General features: G+C 45.2%; 16 protein-coding genes. 7 read left to right on the top strand and 9 right to left on the bottom strand.

The window, feature by feature from the left end; genetic code table 11:
- Positions 1–79: 79 nt before the first annotated feature.
- Entirely contained in the window at positions 80–1423 is a 1344-nt protein-coding gene (gene purB / locus RIH33_RS07050; protein ID WP_406654389.1) for an adenylosuccinate lyase, read from the bottom strand.
- A 104-nt stretch (positions 1424–1527) separates the two neighbouring features.
- On the opposite strand from purB, the gene RIH33_RS07045 reads away from it, so the two are divergent.
- Positions 1528–2622: a 2Fe-2S iron-sulfur cluster-binding protein gene (locus tag RIH33_RS07045; RefSeq protein ID WP_406654388.1), complete on the top strand. Its 1095-nt coding sequence runs from the start codon at positions 1528–1530 to the stop codon at positions 2620–2622.
- Between the two features lie 78 nt (positions 2623–2700).
- Entirely contained in the window at positions 2701–4206 is a 1506-nt protein-coding gene (locus tag RIH33_RS07040; RefSeq protein ID WP_406654386.1) for an alkaline phosphatase D family protein, read from the top strand.
- On the opposite strand, the gene RIH33_RS07035 is transcribed toward RIH33_RS07040, so the two are convergent.
- The 3 genes from RIH33_RS07035 to RIH33_RS07025 are packed head-to-tail and all read right to left on the bottom strand — an operon-like array spanning position 4203 to position 5773.
- Entirely contained in the window at positions 4203–4367 is a 165-nt protein-coding gene (locus RIH33_RS07035; protein WP_406654385.1) for an Arc family DNA binding domain-containing protein, read from the bottom strand. The genes RIH33_RS07040 and RIH33_RS07035 overlap by 4 nt on opposite strands.
- Positions 4368–4370: 3 nt before the next feature.
- Complete coding sequence (locus RIH33_RS07030) at positions 4371–4910, bottom strand: hypothetical protein (RefSeq protein ID WP_406654383.1); 540 nt, start codon at positions 4908–4910, stop codon at positions 4371–4373.
- A gap of 5 nt (positions 4911–4915) precedes the next feature.
- On the bottom strand, positions 4916–5773 hold the full coding sequence (locus RIH33_RS07025) for an SPFH domain-containing protein (RefSeq protein ID WP_406654381.1): 858 nt from the start codon (positions 5771–5773) through the stop codon (positions 4916–4918).
- Positions 5774–5896: 123 nt separating this feature from the next.
- On the opposite strand from RIH33_RS07025, the gene RIH33_RS07020 reads away from it, so the two are divergent.
- Positions 5897–6406 carry a hypothetical protein gene (locus tag RIH33_RS07020; protein ID WP_406654379.1) on the top strand — a complete coding sequence of 170 codons (510 nt, stop codon included), beginning with the start codon at positions 5897–5899 and terminating at the stop codon, positions 6404–6406.
- Between the two features lie 107 nt (positions 6407–6513).
- Here RIH33_RS07020 and RIH33_RS07015 read toward each other — a convergent pair whose 3' ends face one another.
- The 3 genes from RIH33_RS07015 to RIH33_RS07005 are packed head-to-tail and all read right to left on the bottom strand — an operon-like array spanning position 6514 to position 8874.
- A complete protein-coding gene (locus RIH33_RS07015; protein ID WP_406654377.1) occupies positions 6514–7611 on the bottom strand; it encodes a hypothetical protein in 1098 nt (365 codons plus the stop codon).
- Positions 7612–7637: 26 nt separating this feature from the next.
- A complete protein-coding gene (locus RIH33_RS07010; RefSeq protein WP_406654375.1) occupies positions 7638–8288 on the bottom strand; it encodes a hypothetical protein in 651 nt (216 codons plus the stop codon).
- Positions 8278–8874, bottom strand: coding sequence for an RNA polymerase sigma factor (locus tag RIH33_RS07005; protein WP_406654373.1), 597 nt, complete (start codon positions 8872–8874; stop codon positions 8278–8280). The genes RIH33_RS07010 and RIH33_RS07005 overlap by 11 nt, the downstream gene beginning before the upstream one ends.
- A gap of 129 nt (positions 8875–9003) precedes the next feature.
- Here RIH33_RS07005 and RIH33_RS07000 point away from each other — a divergent pair, with 129 nt between their 5' ends.
- The 4 genes from RIH33_RS07000 to RIH33_RS06985 all read left to right on the top strand — a co-directional run bounded on the left by RIH33_RS07000 (position 9004) and on the right by RIH33_RS06985 (position 11737).
- Positions 9004–9438: a hypothetical protein gene (locus tag RIH33_RS07000; RefSeq protein WP_406654371.1), complete on the top strand. Its 435-nt coding sequence runs from the start codon at positions 9004–9006 to the stop codon at positions 9436–9438.
- 101 nt (positions 9439–9539) lie between these two features.
- Positions 9540–10652 (top strand): DNA polymerase III subunit gamma/tau, encoded by a 1113-nt coding sequence (dnaX, locus tag RIH33_RS06995; RefSeq protein WP_406654369.1) that lies wholly within the window; start codon positions 9540–9542, stop codon positions 10650–10652.
- Positions 10568–11245: a hypothetical protein gene (locus RIH33_RS06990; protein ID WP_406654597.1), complete on the top strand. Its 678-nt coding sequence runs from the start codon at positions 10568–10570 to the stop codon at positions 11243–11245. The genes dnaX and RIH33_RS06990 overlap by 85 nt, the downstream gene beginning before the upstream one ends.
- A 120-nt stretch (positions 11246–11365) precedes the next feature.
- Positions 11366–11737: a LytR/AlgR family response regulator transcription factor gene (locus RIH33_RS06985; RefSeq protein WP_406654368.1), complete on the top strand. Its 372-nt coding sequence runs from the start codon at positions 11366–11368 to the stop codon at positions 11735–11737.
- A gap of 4 nt (positions 11738–11741) precedes the next feature.
- Here RIH33_RS06985 and RIH33_RS06980 read toward each other — a convergent pair whose 3' ends face one another.
- Positions 11742–13727, bottom strand: a complete 1986-nt coding sequence (locus tag RIH33_RS06980; RefSeq protein WP_406654366.1) for a DUF3857 and transglutaminase domain-containing protein — start codon at positions 13725–13727, stop codon at positions 11742–11744.
- Positions 13693–15453: a DUF3857 domain-containing protein gene (locus tag RIH33_RS06975; RefSeq protein WP_406654364.1), complete on the bottom strand. Its 1761-nt coding sequence runs from the start codon at positions 15451–15453 to the stop codon at positions 13693–13695. The genes RIH33_RS06980 and RIH33_RS06975 overlap by 35 nt, the downstream gene beginning before the upstream one ends.
- Positions 15454–15516: the final 63 nt, after the last annotated feature.

Genomic DNA, 15516 nt, shown 5'->3' with positions numbered 1-15516 from the left:
CAGGCGGATTGGTCAGTTTAACAATGTTTGGGGTACCTTACGTTTTTACCCAAAAAAGAATGTCCGGTGTGAATATTGGTTAGCGCCCCGTGTAATTAAAAGGAGTGATTTGCATCAGTTCAGCCTTAATCTCATCCGATACTTCCAGCTTCATAATAAAGGCATGCAAGGTGTCTTTGGTGATTTTGTCACCGGTTCTGGTCAGTGCCTTCAGCGCTTCATATGGGTTAGGAAAAGCCTCTCTTCTCAAAATAGTTTGAATGGCTTCAGCGGCTACTGCCCAGTTGTCGTCCAAATCTTTGTGAATGGCCTCTTCATTCACCTCCAACTTACCCAATCCTTTTTTCAAAGAGGATAGGGCCAGCAGGGTATGAGCCACAGGCACCCCTATGTTTCTGAGTACGGTGGAGTCAGTGAGGTCTCGCTGTAGCCTGGAGACAGGAAGTTTTGAGCTGAGGTGCTCAAACATTGCATTGGCTATGCCCAGATTGCCCTCGGCATTCTCAAAGTCGATTGGGTTTACTTTATGAGGCATGGCTGATGAACCTACCTCGTTGGGATTGATTCGCTGTTTGAAGTAGTTCATCGCTACGTACTGCCACACATCTTTACTGAAGTCCAGCAGGATGGTATTCACCCGTTTGATTGCATCAAAAAGGGCCGCGAAGTAATCGTAATGTTCTATTTGGGTGGTCGGGTAGCTGCGCTTGAGTCCAAGTTTCTGTGCCACAAAATCGTTTCCAAATGCATGCCAGTCATTGTCCGGGTAAGCCACAAAGTGAGCATTGAAGTTACCGGTGGCTCCACCGAACTTGGCGGCATAGGGCACCTGCTCCAATCCTGTCAGCTGCTCATTTAACCTGCTCACGAAGACCGCTATTTCTTTGCCCAGACGGGTAGGAGAGGCGGGTTGTCCATGCGTTTTGGCTAGCATGGGGATGTCTTTCCAATCCTGCGCTGCCTTGTCTATAAGTGCGATGGTTTCTTTCAGATATGGGATAAAAACCTCACTGAGTGCCTCTTTGGTGGAGAGCGGAATGGACGTATTGTTGATGTCCTGAGAGGTGAGACCAAAGTGGATAAATTCTTTGAAAGCACCGAGATCCAGCAGGTCAAATTTTTCTTTGATGAAGTATTCCACAGCTTTCACATCGTGGTTAGTCACCTTTTCAATGTCTTTGATCTTGAGGGCATCTGCTTCTGAGAAGTTTTCATAGATCGCTTTCAGATCCGCAAACTTTCTGTGATCCACGTTGGTTAACTGCGGGAGAGGAATCTCACAAAGGGAGATAAAATAGAGTATCTCTACTTTCACCCGATAATAAATCAGGGCGTATTCTGAAAAATAAGGAGCCAGAGAAACTACCTTGTTTCGGTACCTTCCATCAATGGGGGATATAGCAGTCAGATCGTTCAGCTCCATGGTCATGATTTTTTTGAAGGTGCAAAAATAGGTGATTCATATAAACTTGTGGAGGAAACCTGTAGGATTTACCTTTGCGGGACTTTAAAAAAAGGGACTCAAATATGGCGTTTGGATTATTCAAGAAGAAGAAAAAGGAAGCATCAAAGGATACGCGTTTTCAAACGCTCCAGATAAAAGAAGTGATAGAGGTGGCCAAAGAGGCTGTAAACGTGGTTTTTGAGAAGCCAGAGACCGCTTTTCAGTACAAGCCGGGTCAATTCATTACCATTATCAAAGAAGTGGGCGGTAAAAAAATCAGGCGAGCTTATTCGCTTTGTACCACGCCATTTGAAGATGAGTACCCTGCAGTTACTGTAAAAAGAGTCCCAGGTGGCCTGATGTCCAACCACATTAACGATCAGTTCAGGGCGGGTGATACGGTGGAGATCATGGAGCCAATGGGAATGTTTACTACAGAATACAGTGCCTCGGCATCCAGAAAGGTGGTTTTCCTGGGTGGAGGAAGTGGGATTACCCCGCTCTATTCCCTGATGAGATCTGTACTGATCAAGGAGCCATCCAGCAGCGTGGCACTCATTTACGGAAACAGAAGTGAGGAATACGTGGTTTTCAAGGATCAACTCAATGGCTTAAAAGAGCAGTATGGCAATCGTTTTGAGCTTGTGCATATATTGGAAGATGATACCAATGGATTTGCGCAATATACCGGTAGGCCTACCGCATCCATGATCGGGGAAATCACCAAAGGTCTGAAAACTGATGACAACACGGAGTTTTTCATCTGCGGTCCGGCGCCTATGATGGAGATAGCCAATGAAGGATTGTTGGAAATTGGGATCAAGGAAGAGAAAATCAGGAAAGAAAGCTTTGAGGCTGGTAAGACCTCACCCTCTGAGATCATAGCACCAGAGGTAGCGACAGGCTCCAGTGAGGTTACAATCCTTCTGGATGGCGAAGAGCATGTGGTCAATGTAGATAAGGGGGAGGCCATCCTGGATGCTGCCCTCGATCAGAATATCGATATGCCATACTCCTGCCAGAGTGGTCTTTGTACGGCTTGCAGGGCCATGTGTCTGGAAGGCAAAATAGATCAGGAAAATGCTGAGGGCTTGTCTGAAAGTGAAACGGCGGAAGGATACGTACTCCTCTGTATCGGTAAGCCGCTGACAGATACTGTGAAAGTGGAAGTCGGCTGATCTTCATGATTTGATCATCTGGCTTTTTTGTGAAACCACGGCTGACTCATTACTTTAAGCTAGAATTAGCAATTTTTTATGAAAAGTCTCTCATCCTTTCTTATTGTCCTCGCTGTGCTCATGGGGTGCAGCCCCAAATCCGCAGAAGTAAAAGAGCAGAAGGGCTCAGGGCCATTTCTTCATGGGGTGGCTTCCGGAGATCCATTGTATGACCGGGTGATTATCTGGACCAGGGTGACACCTGAATCTCCGGGAGATAGTGCGGTGGTTGCCTGGGAGGTGTCCGGCGATCAGGAGTTTAAGTCTTCGCTGGTGTCAGGTCAGGTAGTAACTGATGCAGGCAGGGATTTCACCGTCAAGGTAGATGTTGGCAACCTTCAGGCGGGGACACCCTATTATTATCGCTTTAAATCAGCAGGGTACTACTCACCCGTGGGTCGTACCAAAACTGCTGCACAGAATGCTGACTCACTGAAGTTGGCGGTGGTCAGCTGCTCTAACTATGAGTGGGGTTATTTTACGGCCTATCAGAAGATCGCTAAGAAAGAGCTGGATGCTGTGGTGCATCTTGGGGATTATATTTATGAATACGCACCAGGGGGCTACGGAGATACCACTATTGGCAGAAAGCACGAACCACCGCATGAGCTGCTTACCCTTCAGGACTACCGTACCCGATATGCGCAGTATCGGGCAGACCCAGACTTGCAGGCGATGCATGCAAGTCATCCTTTCATTGCCATCTGGGATGATCATGAAATCGCTAATGATGTGTATACTTCCGGTGCTCAGAATCATCAGGAGAATGAAGGAAGCTTTGAAGACCGGAAGCGAGCGGCAGTGCAGACGTACTATGAGTGGATGCCGATCAGGGAGGCTGATCAGCTTTACCGCTCCTTTGAGTTTGGTGATCTGGTAGAGCTCATCATGCTGGATGAACGCCTGGAGGGCCGAACGGCACCCGCTTCCAGTATCTCAGATGAGGACTTCAACTCTCCGGAGCGTACTATGTTGGGTGCGGGTCAACTGTCCTGGCTGAAAAGCACCATTGAGAACAGTGAGGCCAGGTGGAAGGTCATAGGAAATCAGGTCATTTTTTCCGACATCAACCAGGACATGGTATTCCCCGAGAATCCAAAAAACCTGGATAGCTGGGATGGTTATCCTGCGGAGAAGAAAGAGGTGGCGCGATTTATCAAAGACTTTAAGAACATCCTGTGGGTGACGGGGGATACCCATGCCAGCTGGGCCATAGAAACCATGGTCAAAGAGGTGTCGCTGGCCCCTTTGGGTGTGGAATTTGGGACACCCAGTATCAGTTCGGCCAACTACGATGAATACTCAGGGCTGGATACTGCCAGGAGGGCCGAGAACCTTTTTCAAAATTTCAACCCTCACATTAAATATGCGAACCTTACGGATCACGGATACTTTATTTTGACTTTGCGAAAAGAGCGGGCTACTGCCAGGTATTATTTTATGGAGGATATCAGAGAGCCCAATGGCGCAGAGGGTAAGCCAAAGGAGTTTTGGGTGAATGATGGTGCTCCCGTGATCAAGCAGTACAATGTCTATGGTTTCTAGGAAGGGTCTTCTTTTTTGAGCCGACCAGCGTCTTTGAGCACCTTATGAATCATCCACTCCAATTGGCCATTGGTGCTGCGAAACTCATCCGCAGCCCATTTTTCAATGGTTTTCAAAGTTTCTTCGTCAATTCTTAATACAAAGGGTTTCTTCTTTGCCATATCCTACTCACTTCCCCAGTTCTGTTTTAATTTGTTCACCGCCACCTGCAGGTCATCAGGTTTTTGTGTACCCAAAAGTAATTGCTTTCCATTTGTCAATTCGAGCTGCAGGCCCCATTTTCCACTTACCGTGAGCGCTCGCCCACTCCGCAATCTGAAACGGTAGCCCCAACCACCATATTCAGTGATTGGGCGATAGGGTCTTACATTCATTGCATTCACATCGGCTTTTCGCAATGATCGGAATGCCCTGATGTATGGGAAAAAGGAGTACCGGATACCTCCTTCATCTATTTCCATTGTCAATTTCATGGTTTGAAAGAGCCACAGCAATCCAAGCATGAGCATGCAGGTAAGCAGACCAATGATGAGCAGTCCGGTATCACTGGCTGGGTTGTTTCCAAATGGTTCTCCCAGGTAGAGCTGAACATAAAAAGCATAGAATACTCCACCGATCAGTGGTAGGGCACAAATCAAGAGCACCCACCATGACCAGGTATATCTGAAATGCTGCTCTTCCCGAAAGATTACTTTGCCTTTCATGGTTGTTAGTGATGAAGCGTGCCTGAGTTGACCACCGGAGTGATGTCCTTGTCGGCACAAAGTACCACCATGAGGTTGCTAACCATAGCGGCTTTTCGTTCATCGTCCAGATCTACAATGTCTTTCTTACTTATTTCCGAAATGGCCATTTCTACCATGCTCACAGCACCTTCCACTATTTTGTGCCTGGCGGCCACTATGGCGGTGGCTTGCTGCCTTCTCAGCATGGCTCCAGCTATTTCCTCGGCATACGCCAGGTAGCCGATTCGTGCCTCCAGTATTTCTATCCCTGCAATCGAAAGCCGCTCTTCTATTTCTTTCTCCAGGTGCTCATTCACGCTGTCCAGACCAGAGCGCAGTGTAATCTCCGCCTGTTCATCATCAAAATTATCATAGGGGTAACTTCCCGCAAGCTTTCTTACAGCAGCATCTGTCTGCACTCGCACGAAATTTTCATAATCATCCACCTCAAAAGCCGCCGCAAAGGTGTCCCGTACCCTCCAAACCAGGATTACCGAGATCATAATAGGGTTTCCGATGTTGTCATTTACTTTCACCCGCTCACTATCAAAATTTCTTGCGCGCAATGAGATTTTTTTTCTGGTATAGAAAGGATTGACCCAGAAAAAGCCGTTTTCTTTGACCGTGCCAACATATTTACCAAAGAGCACCAAAACTCTGGAGCCGTTGGGGTTAACAAAGAAAAATCCGGGAATGAATGCAATGCTCAGTGCTACGCCAAATGCAAAGTGTGGAATGCGCAGTCCGATCAGCAGGGAGATGAAGGAGAACAGGAGAATCAGGCAGAGCGCCAAAATTGTATATCCAGAGATGGGAGCGTAGAGTTTTTCGTGTGAGTCCATTGGTTTCTTGTTAGGTGAATTTAATATGATATCATATTGATATCAATATAAGTACGATAAAGAATGAGGAAAGGTTCTGTGAATCTTTGTTTTTACCTTTGGGGAATAACTTATTGGATAAGGATGTCTGTACCCTACAATAACTGGGAACGATTTTATCATCGTTTCAATCTGATTTTTCATGGACTGGTTGGAGGCGCGCTCTTGCCGTTTGCTTTCGTATTTCTGGAAACCCAAAAGGAGTTTCCCGATGGCCCGTTGATCACTGGGATGGAGAGCATGGTCATCAAAATGCTCTTGGTGGCGCTGGCTGGGGTGTTGATTTTTTTAGCTCAGACCTACAGAAAGGGGGTCATAAGAGAAGTGCAGGCGCTAAGTGATATCAGAGAAAAGCTGGACTTGTATCTCTCTAAGAAATTGGTTCAGTATGGTATCCTGGAGGGTGCTGCTATGGCAGGACTTCTCGGTCTGTACCTTACCAAAGACCAATTGTTTTCCTTTGTTTTTGTGATTGTCCTGTTTGTTTTTTCATTGGTCAGGCCCACTTTCGATCGGGTATCTTCAGAAACAGGGATAGGCCCAAAAGACCTTCAGGAATGGGGAAGTGGTTCAGGAGAAGGACAAAAAGAGTGATTGCCAAACATCTGAAGAGGTAGAGGTGATGGAAATAAACAAAAAAAAATGCTCCCTTGGGAGCATTTTTTTGTTTCTGGCCTTGTGGACTAGACAAAACTGGAAACTCATAGTGTGATGCCGAAGGTGATGGCATTCATCCCCTGACTGCCAGCCGGACCCCGACCTGATGCAAACACCTCGTTCAGGTCATACATGGCAAAGAGATCGAGTCCCTTGTAACCGACTTGCGCTCTGATTCCATATCTGAAATTGCTGAGGTAGTAATTGCCAGAGTTCTTATTCTTTTCCTTCTTGTTATTTTCTGTGTAGACATACTTGGTGCTGCCACCGAGTCGGTAGCCAGCATAGCCTCCAGCTCCAAATCGGATTCCCTGTTTTTTGTACGTACGGAAGCTGATGCTGCCTCTTTCAAGGTTTTTGACTTTTCTCCTGCCTTTGGCAAAGTCCAGCATGGGCACCATGGTTACGTTCAGATAAGGGGCGGTGAGCTTACTTTTGATGCTACTGTAGCTTGCCGGAGCGGCGTTAAATTCGATGTTGGTGTCACCTTTTTCTATGATGGTGGCGGCTTCCTGCATCTTCCAGTTGTACCAGCTTACACCCATGCCCCAGTCCAGGAAGAGTGGACCGGAAATCCAGGTTCGGTTTACGCTGTTGAGCCCAAAATACCAGCTTCCCCATGGCTTTACCGCGTATGGTTCGTTGTTTTCATCAGGGAAGGAGTTGCCCTCCATCCAGTTGTTAAGGCCAAAGTCGATGTTGAAATAATGTCTGGTACGATCTATAGACTCTTCTTCATAGTGATACTTCCGTACGGGCAGATCGTCATCCCACTCGTCATCCAGATCCTCCCACTCATCCGCATCCACCAGTAGTTCCATGTTACCAATTTTTATTTTTGTCTTGGCGCTGCTGCCTTCCCCGAAGATAATGGTGGTGTCTTTCAGGTATTTTTTGCCATTGTCATCCTGCAGTTCTATTTTTTCTATTTTGCTGGACCTCAGCGCTGAGTTCAGGTCCTTGATCATTTTATTGAGGTCATACTGCTCCAGATCTTTCAGTGCTACCCGATCTTCGGTATACACCACGATCTTACTTCTGTTGTTGAGCTCTATGACCACCGTATCACTTGTGGAGGCTTTTCCTTTTTCCGGGTGTATGATCAGCAGCAGTGCTGTCATCACGAATATTAGCTTTTTCATCGTTTCTTTTATTTTGAGTTTTTGACTTAGTTTTTGCTGAATAAATTGTCTTTGACATCTCTTATGTCTGCCAGGATCTCTGTAGGGGAGATGTCATTGGAGAAATACGCGATCAATGAATTGAACTTGTTGGCCTTTAGGGTATCAGTCTGTGGCTGATGTGTGGCTATATAGGTGATTTTCACAGCAGGAGTTTCCTGTTTTACTCGTCCCAAAGATTTGAGCTGATTTCTCACCGGTAGGTCCGCATCCAATTGGAAAGTTTTAAGAGCGGCTATCGAAATGGCCTCATAGGTGATTTCTTCAAAATCAGATTTTTCTGTAATCGTTTGTGAAGTCTCAGGGGTCTTAATTTTTGGTTGAGTGGTTGCCACTGGGGCGGCGAGATTTTCAGTATTTATTTCAGGGAGCTCCGGCCGGAATGAAAACCGATCCTGATACTCCGGGTGATCGATGGCAGAGAGGTAATCACCCTCAAGCTCATTTTCTGAAAGATTGATCACCATTATGGTAGCTGCAAGGAGCACCACCACAGCTGCGGCTATTTTCATGGGGGTAACCCAAAATCCTTTTTTACCTGCAATGCGGCCCTGTACCTGCTCCCAGCTGGTGGCCTGAGGTGTTACCTCGAACTGATCAAGGTTTTCCCTGAATAGTCTGTCTAAATTATTTGCCATTGCTGTCTTGTTTTAATTCCTTCTCCTGAATTGTTACCAGGCGATTTTGTAAATATTTTCTTGCTCTACTCAGCTGAGATTTTGACGTGTTTTCGTTGATTCCCAGCGTTTCGGCTATTTCCTTATGGTTATATCCCTCTATAGCATAGAGGTTAAAAACGGTCCGATACCCAACTGGCAGCTCTGCGATTAAGGTCATGAGGTCGGCGGCTTCCAGGCTATTTTCCAGTGTGGAGTAATCGGGCTCAGATTCTGCTTTTTCCATTTCCACTTCCAGCGACATGTTTTTATGTTTTCTGATATACATCAGACTTTCATTCACCATGATGCGCCTTACCCAGCCTTCCAGGCTGCCTTCACCCTGAAACTGCTCCAGTTTGTCAAATACCTTCACCATTCCACCAATCATCACATGCTCTGCCTCTTCCCTGTCGTGAATGTATCGGATACATACCCCCAACATTCTGGAGGCAAACCGGTCATACAACTCTTTCTGCGCACTGGGCCTGCCTTTCTTGCAGTCCTGCAGTAACTTTTGCTCAGAGTTGGATTTATCGATTCGCAACATGGTTAGGTTGGTGTTCATTGGGTAGATGCGGATAGTTGCTTCGAGGTTGCGTGGCTAATAAAAAATATAGTGGAATTAAACTTCTTTTCTATACGTATCGTCATTACAATGGTGAACAATTTATTCAAAACGTCTTTATGGACCTTCATGCTGGTTTGTCTACTTGGCTCCTGTGACAGGGAGGAGTTTAAAGATTCTACCACTTTCAATGCACGCGAATGGGAACTCAATGGTGATGGACTGTCCACCACCGAACTGAATGTGCTGATGCAGGGAGAGTGGTCACTGCGGTACACCACGCTGTTTGTGAGTGACAAGTCTCTTATAAGGAATTTCAATTCGGGGGAGATCATTTGGAATGTAGATACTGTAGGCAAAGTGATTTACCGGGATTCAAACACCAATTTTGCACCATACGAGCTGGCCCTGGAGCCAGTGGATCAGCAAAACCCAAATGCCAGGCTGGTTCCCGTTATTTATATCGATGGTGAAAAGGGATACCTCAGCATAGGTGCGGATCGCATGGTCATATCGTTTGGCTACATGGATTTACCTAACTATTATTTTGAGCGATACGACTAACCAAGGTGTCTCCTGACCTTTCAATGGGATCACGGATTTTGTTTCCAAAGTTTCATCTTGATTCTTGCCGGAGTTCTATCCATTTGTCTTAATTTTCCGCTGTGGAAAGTTTTGTTGTATCGGCCAGGAAGTATCGCCCATTAGGGTTTGAGGAGGTAGTGGGCCAGGGCCATATCACAACCACACTCAAGAATGCCATCGATAATGATCACCTGGCACAAGCCTTGCTTTTTTGTGGGCCAAGAGGGGTGGGAAAAACCACCTGTGCGCGTATTCTGGCACGGATGGTCAACGGATTCGAAGCGGAATCGGGAGATGCAGCTACCAATAATTTCAACATTTACGAACTGGATGCAGCGTCGAATAACTCTGTAGACGATATCAGAAACCTGATCGATCAGGTGCGTTATCCACCACAGCAAGGGAAGTTTAAGGTATACATCATAGATGAGGTGCACATGCTCTCCACTCAGGCCTTCAATGCTTTTTTGAAGACGCTGGAGGAGCCGCCTTCGTATGCCATTTTCATACTAGCGACTACAGAAAAACATAAAGTGATCCCCACCATCTTGTCCAGATGTCAGATTTATGACTTCAATAGGATAGAGATCAATGACATGGTGGTTCAGCTTCAGCAAATTGCAGAAAAAGAAGGGGTGGATGCCGAACCTGAAGCGCTGCACCTGATTGCGCAAAAAGCTGATGGGGCCATGCGTGATGCATTGTCCATTTTTGATTTGATCGTTACCTTTTCTTCAGATAATAAGGTGACCTATCAAAATGCAATCAAGAATTTGCACATCCTTGATTACGATTATTATTTCAAATTGGCAGACTTTTTTCTCGCAGAGGACCTCTCAGGTGCATTGCTGCTATATGATGATATCCTGAGAAATGGATTTGATGGTCATAATTTTTTGATTGGCCTGGAGGAACACTTCCGTAATCTGCTGGTCTGTAAAAACCCGGAAACCCTCAAGTTGATGGAGGTGCCGGAAAATCTTAAAGGAAAGTATCAGGAGCAGGCTAATGCGCTAAGTGCTTCCTATCTGCTCACAGGACTGAACCTGATGAATCAGGTGGATCTCAACTATAAGCAAAGCAAGAATCAGCGACTGCATATCGAACTTTGTTTGATGAAGCTTTCGCAGCTGAACCGGGCCATCAAGCTCAGTGGAGAGAATGGAGTAAAAAAAAAAGCAGTGACAGCCTAGCGGAAACCGGTCAGGCGACAGAGAAGCAACCATCTCCAACTTCACCTTCGGATCACCACCCGGTAGCCGCGCCATCAGCCAAAGTGGTTCCACAAACTCCCAAGATAAAAATCCCAACAACCCTTAAGGACCCTGCAAAAAAGGAAACCCCAAGCCTGCTGAGACCCAAGACCCCTGTGGTGCAGGAGGAGGAAGTCAAAAAACCACTACTGGAAGAACGCAGTACGCCATTTGACGAAAGTCAGGTGATCGATGCATGGAAAGCCTTCAGAAAGAAGAGATTGGAGTCGGGTGCTTCGGATACTGAGAAGCTGGTACTGGATCGGCGACTGGAGAAGACTGGAGACACCCAGGTAACACTTTTTATGGAAAGTCAACTGGAGATCAGCATTCTTGACAAGTTTGAGCAGGACCTGATCCAGCACCTTAGAAAGGCTCTGGACAACACCTTTGTCCAGATAGCAAAGGAAGTCACCGAGCAGGAGTCTACCCGCAACCTTTATACCTCTAAGGAAAAATTTGAATACATGGCCCAGCAAAATCCGGTATTACGGGATCTCAAGGATCGACTTGGGCTGGATTTTGAATATTAGAAGCCTTTTGATTCGGCGGGAATATCTGTTCACCGTTCTTTTTTCTTAGTTCACCGATATTACTTTTTTATTTAGCTTAGTTTATTGGTCATTTGTCTGAACAACCATAATACGCACACTATGAAACTAAGAGCTATTGCCATTGATGATGACCCAACCTCAATTTTGATGGTACAGAAACTGGCCTCCAAGATTGATGATCTGGAATTGGTCAATACTTATGAATCTCCGATTGAGGGAGCAGCAGGTATTATTCTTGACAGGCCGGATATCTTATTTTTAGATATTGAAATGCCGGAGTTCAATGGTATCGATATCATGAGCACCCTGGTAAAACCGCCCAAAATTATTGTGATCTCAGGAAATCCGCTTTTTCAGCCGAAAGCCCTGGAGCTGGATGCTGTTGCCTTTATTTCCAAACCGCCTCAGGAGGAAGAATTCAATATGGCGGTGAATAAGGTACGTGCTCATCTGTTGGAGGTGGAAGCTTAAAGCATCAATCTCTTTTTTCAAGCACTATCTGATCGTTGAAAGTTTTTACGATGGTGTCCAGACGATTCTTGATGCGTAAGTACTCACCAGAACCATAAACGGCTTTTTTATATTCTATTTTCCCGTCTACGGTGAGTGATTTATCAGTGGAAATGATATTATACTTGATTGTCATTAGGTGATCATCGATATTTTGGTTGGAAGGAAGGTAGGTTACTTGATAACCTTCTGGAATTTCAATGATGCTTTGATAATGATCTGTGGTTTTATAAGTGAAGTCTACCGGATACGTTCTTGATGGGTATTTGAGAGGATTTTCGTCAATGGGTAAGTTAAGAAAAGGACTAATCAAAAATTTCCCATCTACACGCTCTAGTTGGCATGCGCCTGTAAAAGCAAATGAATACTGACTATTCTGACTTCTTCCAGGGAAGGAGACTTTGTGAACGTCAAGGTATTCACCCTTTTCCAACGACTTGGTCAACAGCTTATCGTCAGTGCCATATTTCTTATGCATTTTTAGTCCTTCAAACTCCGTCATCTGGCTACTTACGAGAATGTTTGATTTCAATGAATCTGGGTTAGGTTTTTGAGAGATCGTATAATTATTCAGGGAAGCTTTAGGGGACTCTAGTCCAACCCACCCGACTCCAGCTTCATCTATAATGAGTCCATTGTCATTGAAGCAAAAGGGCGGTAATCTATCAAAAGTTAATAGCGGCTCTGTGGCATCGGTGAGGATCGTGCCGGCTTCAAGCTCAACAATGATTACTACATAATTGAAAAAGTGACTAAAGGGGTAATCCATGGTGATTTTTCCATGATCTCTTGTGCTTATCAATACGGGTTTAGCCTTTAGACCCGCGGCTTTCAATAGCCCGATCGTAAACAGATTGATCTCGGCTGCATTGCCTTGTTTTGCGGCATAAAACTCTTTGACTGACTGGTTGGCATACTTAGCATAATACCTGTCCCAAGAGAAGTCGTTTTTAATGTAATCAATTAGCAGACTAGCCATCTCTGTTTGAGTTTTGTTACTCAAGTCGAGGGAGGGAAGGATGGTCTTTTCTGAGAATTTCTGTGCCTTCTTAATGTATTTCCCAAAATTTTCATGGTCATTAAGCTCTTCAATGAGTTTGGGCCAGGTGGTTATGATCTCAGTTTTGAGGCCGTTGGGGTTATTGACCTGCGTCAATTGAAAGTCCATTTTGATGATGTAATCATCTGTAGAGGAGATGAATGTCTCATCTTTGAAGGCTGGGATGTTCTCCATGGTGAATTCATGTACAAAATCATTGTACTTGACATGCGCAAAGTATCTGGGCAGCTCTGATGACGTGTAGGACTTGTGAGAATCAAATTTTCCACCCTGCATCAAATAAATATACTCGTAAAAGGGCACCATCCGCACAGTGTATTTGCTGAAAAGCGTAGGGATAGTACTTTGAAATGCCCAATCGGGCAGGTTGAACTTGAATGGCGAAATGAGTTTGTATCTGTATTCTATAATAGAACCCGCCTTCACCCCGGGGAAGGCGAACTTTTTGACCCGGTAGTATTTATTCTTTACTTCATCAAATATGTCTTGCTGATTGAGACTGATCCTTTCCATGGTTCCATTCTCTAATGGGTTGTAGGTGAAAGCTTCTATTTCCTCGATACGCTCTCTCTGATTTCCTTCTACATAGTAGGGGATTTCTATTTCGGCATAGTCAAATCCCGCTGTGGTAAAGATTTTGAGCCTTTTGGAATGAGTAAACTGGATATCAAAACCTGTATTTCCTTCCAGAAAGTAAGAATCCCCTACATCAAATAAGATCAACGCCTCTGCTTCCGGGTCATCTGCGGATACCTCAAGGTCAAACTCATCTTTGGCGATTACCCCAAACTCCTGAGAATACCTTTGGGCTGTGGACGAATCCGCCAGAGCTATGAAAAAGAGGCCTAAAAGAAGTCTAATGGGTAGGGATGATCGGAGCACTCGATTCATAAGTTTCAATTTCTAAAAGGAAGGTGTATAATTCTGCTGTATTTTCAATGGGGATGTCCCTTGACCCGAGGCTAATGCGCCTGTTGATCACCGGGCTGTTGTTCACGAGTTCATAGGTGATCTGGTAGGTTCCAAATTCGCTGATCAGGCTAAAGTTTTCAGGTAGTTTCCATGTCCAATTTTGGGAGGAATCAATAATGACCTTGTCATGAGCATCAATGGGCATCATCAGTCGGACAGGCCTCGTTCTGTCTTTGAAGACTTCACTGGCGGGCATAGTAGAGGCTGGTAGGGAAATTATCCGCAGGGGACCCACCTGTCTCAGGTGCTTTGGTAGATCTATTTGAGCGGTGAGCTCTACCTCCGGAAGTGATCGGCTATTTTGATGAATGGTCAGATCGATTAACTCAAACCCCTGATTGTTAAAGTACTTGTGGCAATATTTTTTCTTCTCCTGACTGGAGAGGTTGGTTTCTACGTAGGCAATTTTTTCATAATCCTCTCCTTTCAATTTTGAATAGAGGGTGCCAGTGAGCCTGTCGCCTTCAAAAGTGAGATGGTAGGTGTTTGTTTGGTGGACATCCGTATGAGTGAGTGCAGGAGTTTTTACAAGTTGACTGCCTCCCTTATTTACCAGGAGCGCTTTTCGGTTTTGCGTGAATGAACCCAGATAATTGTATGGCAAATAAGATACTGTGTTTTCCAGCCATATGGTGTCAGATTTGGTCGGCACACAAAGGATGACATGGTCAAATTGTTGAGAAGGGAAATTTTCCCTGATGGATTTCGGGTTAGATCCAGACTCTACCAGTGTATAAAAAGAGGGAATGCCGAAGGCGTTGAGCAACGCTTTCATGTAAATGGTTAAAGCCTTACAATCTCCGTATTTGTTGATCAAAACATATTCAGCAGGGTGCGGCTTCATGCCTCCTATATCCAGGGAGACGTTGATGTATCTTGTGTTATCCTGAAGGTGGTGGTAGAGTTTTTTTATCAAAGTATCCTGATCCTCTATATGACCAAATTTCTTTTTGAGCGTGGCGATTTCTTCCTCAGGGAGCAGATCCAGCCCACTATTGAGATTGGCTACCCACTCTCCAAAGTCTTCCCAGCTTGCATGACTGCCTTTTACTCCATAATTGATGTCAGATGGTACAATGGAAATTTGCTGCAGGCTTTCCGTAGCAGGTGGAGAAAAATCTGCTTTACCAATTTTTTTCGGCTGCTTAATGGACCATTTTTCGGTGATCAGACCTGCTGCCCTGGTTGATGAATAAGTGAATTCTCCTATCGAGTCCAGGTGTATTTCATAGTCCATAGGACGGGTCAAAGAGAGCGATGAAGAAATAGTGCTGACATTGGAATAATACTGGGGTATCCAGTAGGCCAGGAAGAGGAAATCCCGCTTGATGATCCGGTATGAATATTTAATGTAGTAAGGAAACTGGTTGTGCCTGAGGGAAAATTTGTCTTCAAGATGGTCATCAAAAAAGGTGCTTCTCGAATCCGCATTCTTCGTATAAACATCCTTGGCTTTTATCTTTCTCACTACGTTGAGCCGGTGGTCCAACAATACTGCCTCGAGTAGCCTGAATTTGTCTGTGGCCTGATGGTGAATCGATACATCTCCCAGCCAATTGGATTCCTTGTTGCCTATTTTGATAAGAAATGATTTCGTCTCGATCAGGGATTGCTTGTCGATTTGCAGATCTATGTTGTACTCCATTATACCGCTGCCTTCTTGACCAAAAGCACCATGGAAAATGAAGTAGCTAATCAGTAAGAGTAG

Source organism: Marinoscillum sp. (assembly GCF_040222955.1).
GTDB lineage: Bacteria > Bacteroidota > Bacteroidia > Cytophagales > Cyclobacteriaceae > Marinoscillum.
The sequence above is the reverse complement of the archived record's forward strand: the minus strand, read 5'-3'. Positions and strand labels throughout refer to the sequence as shown.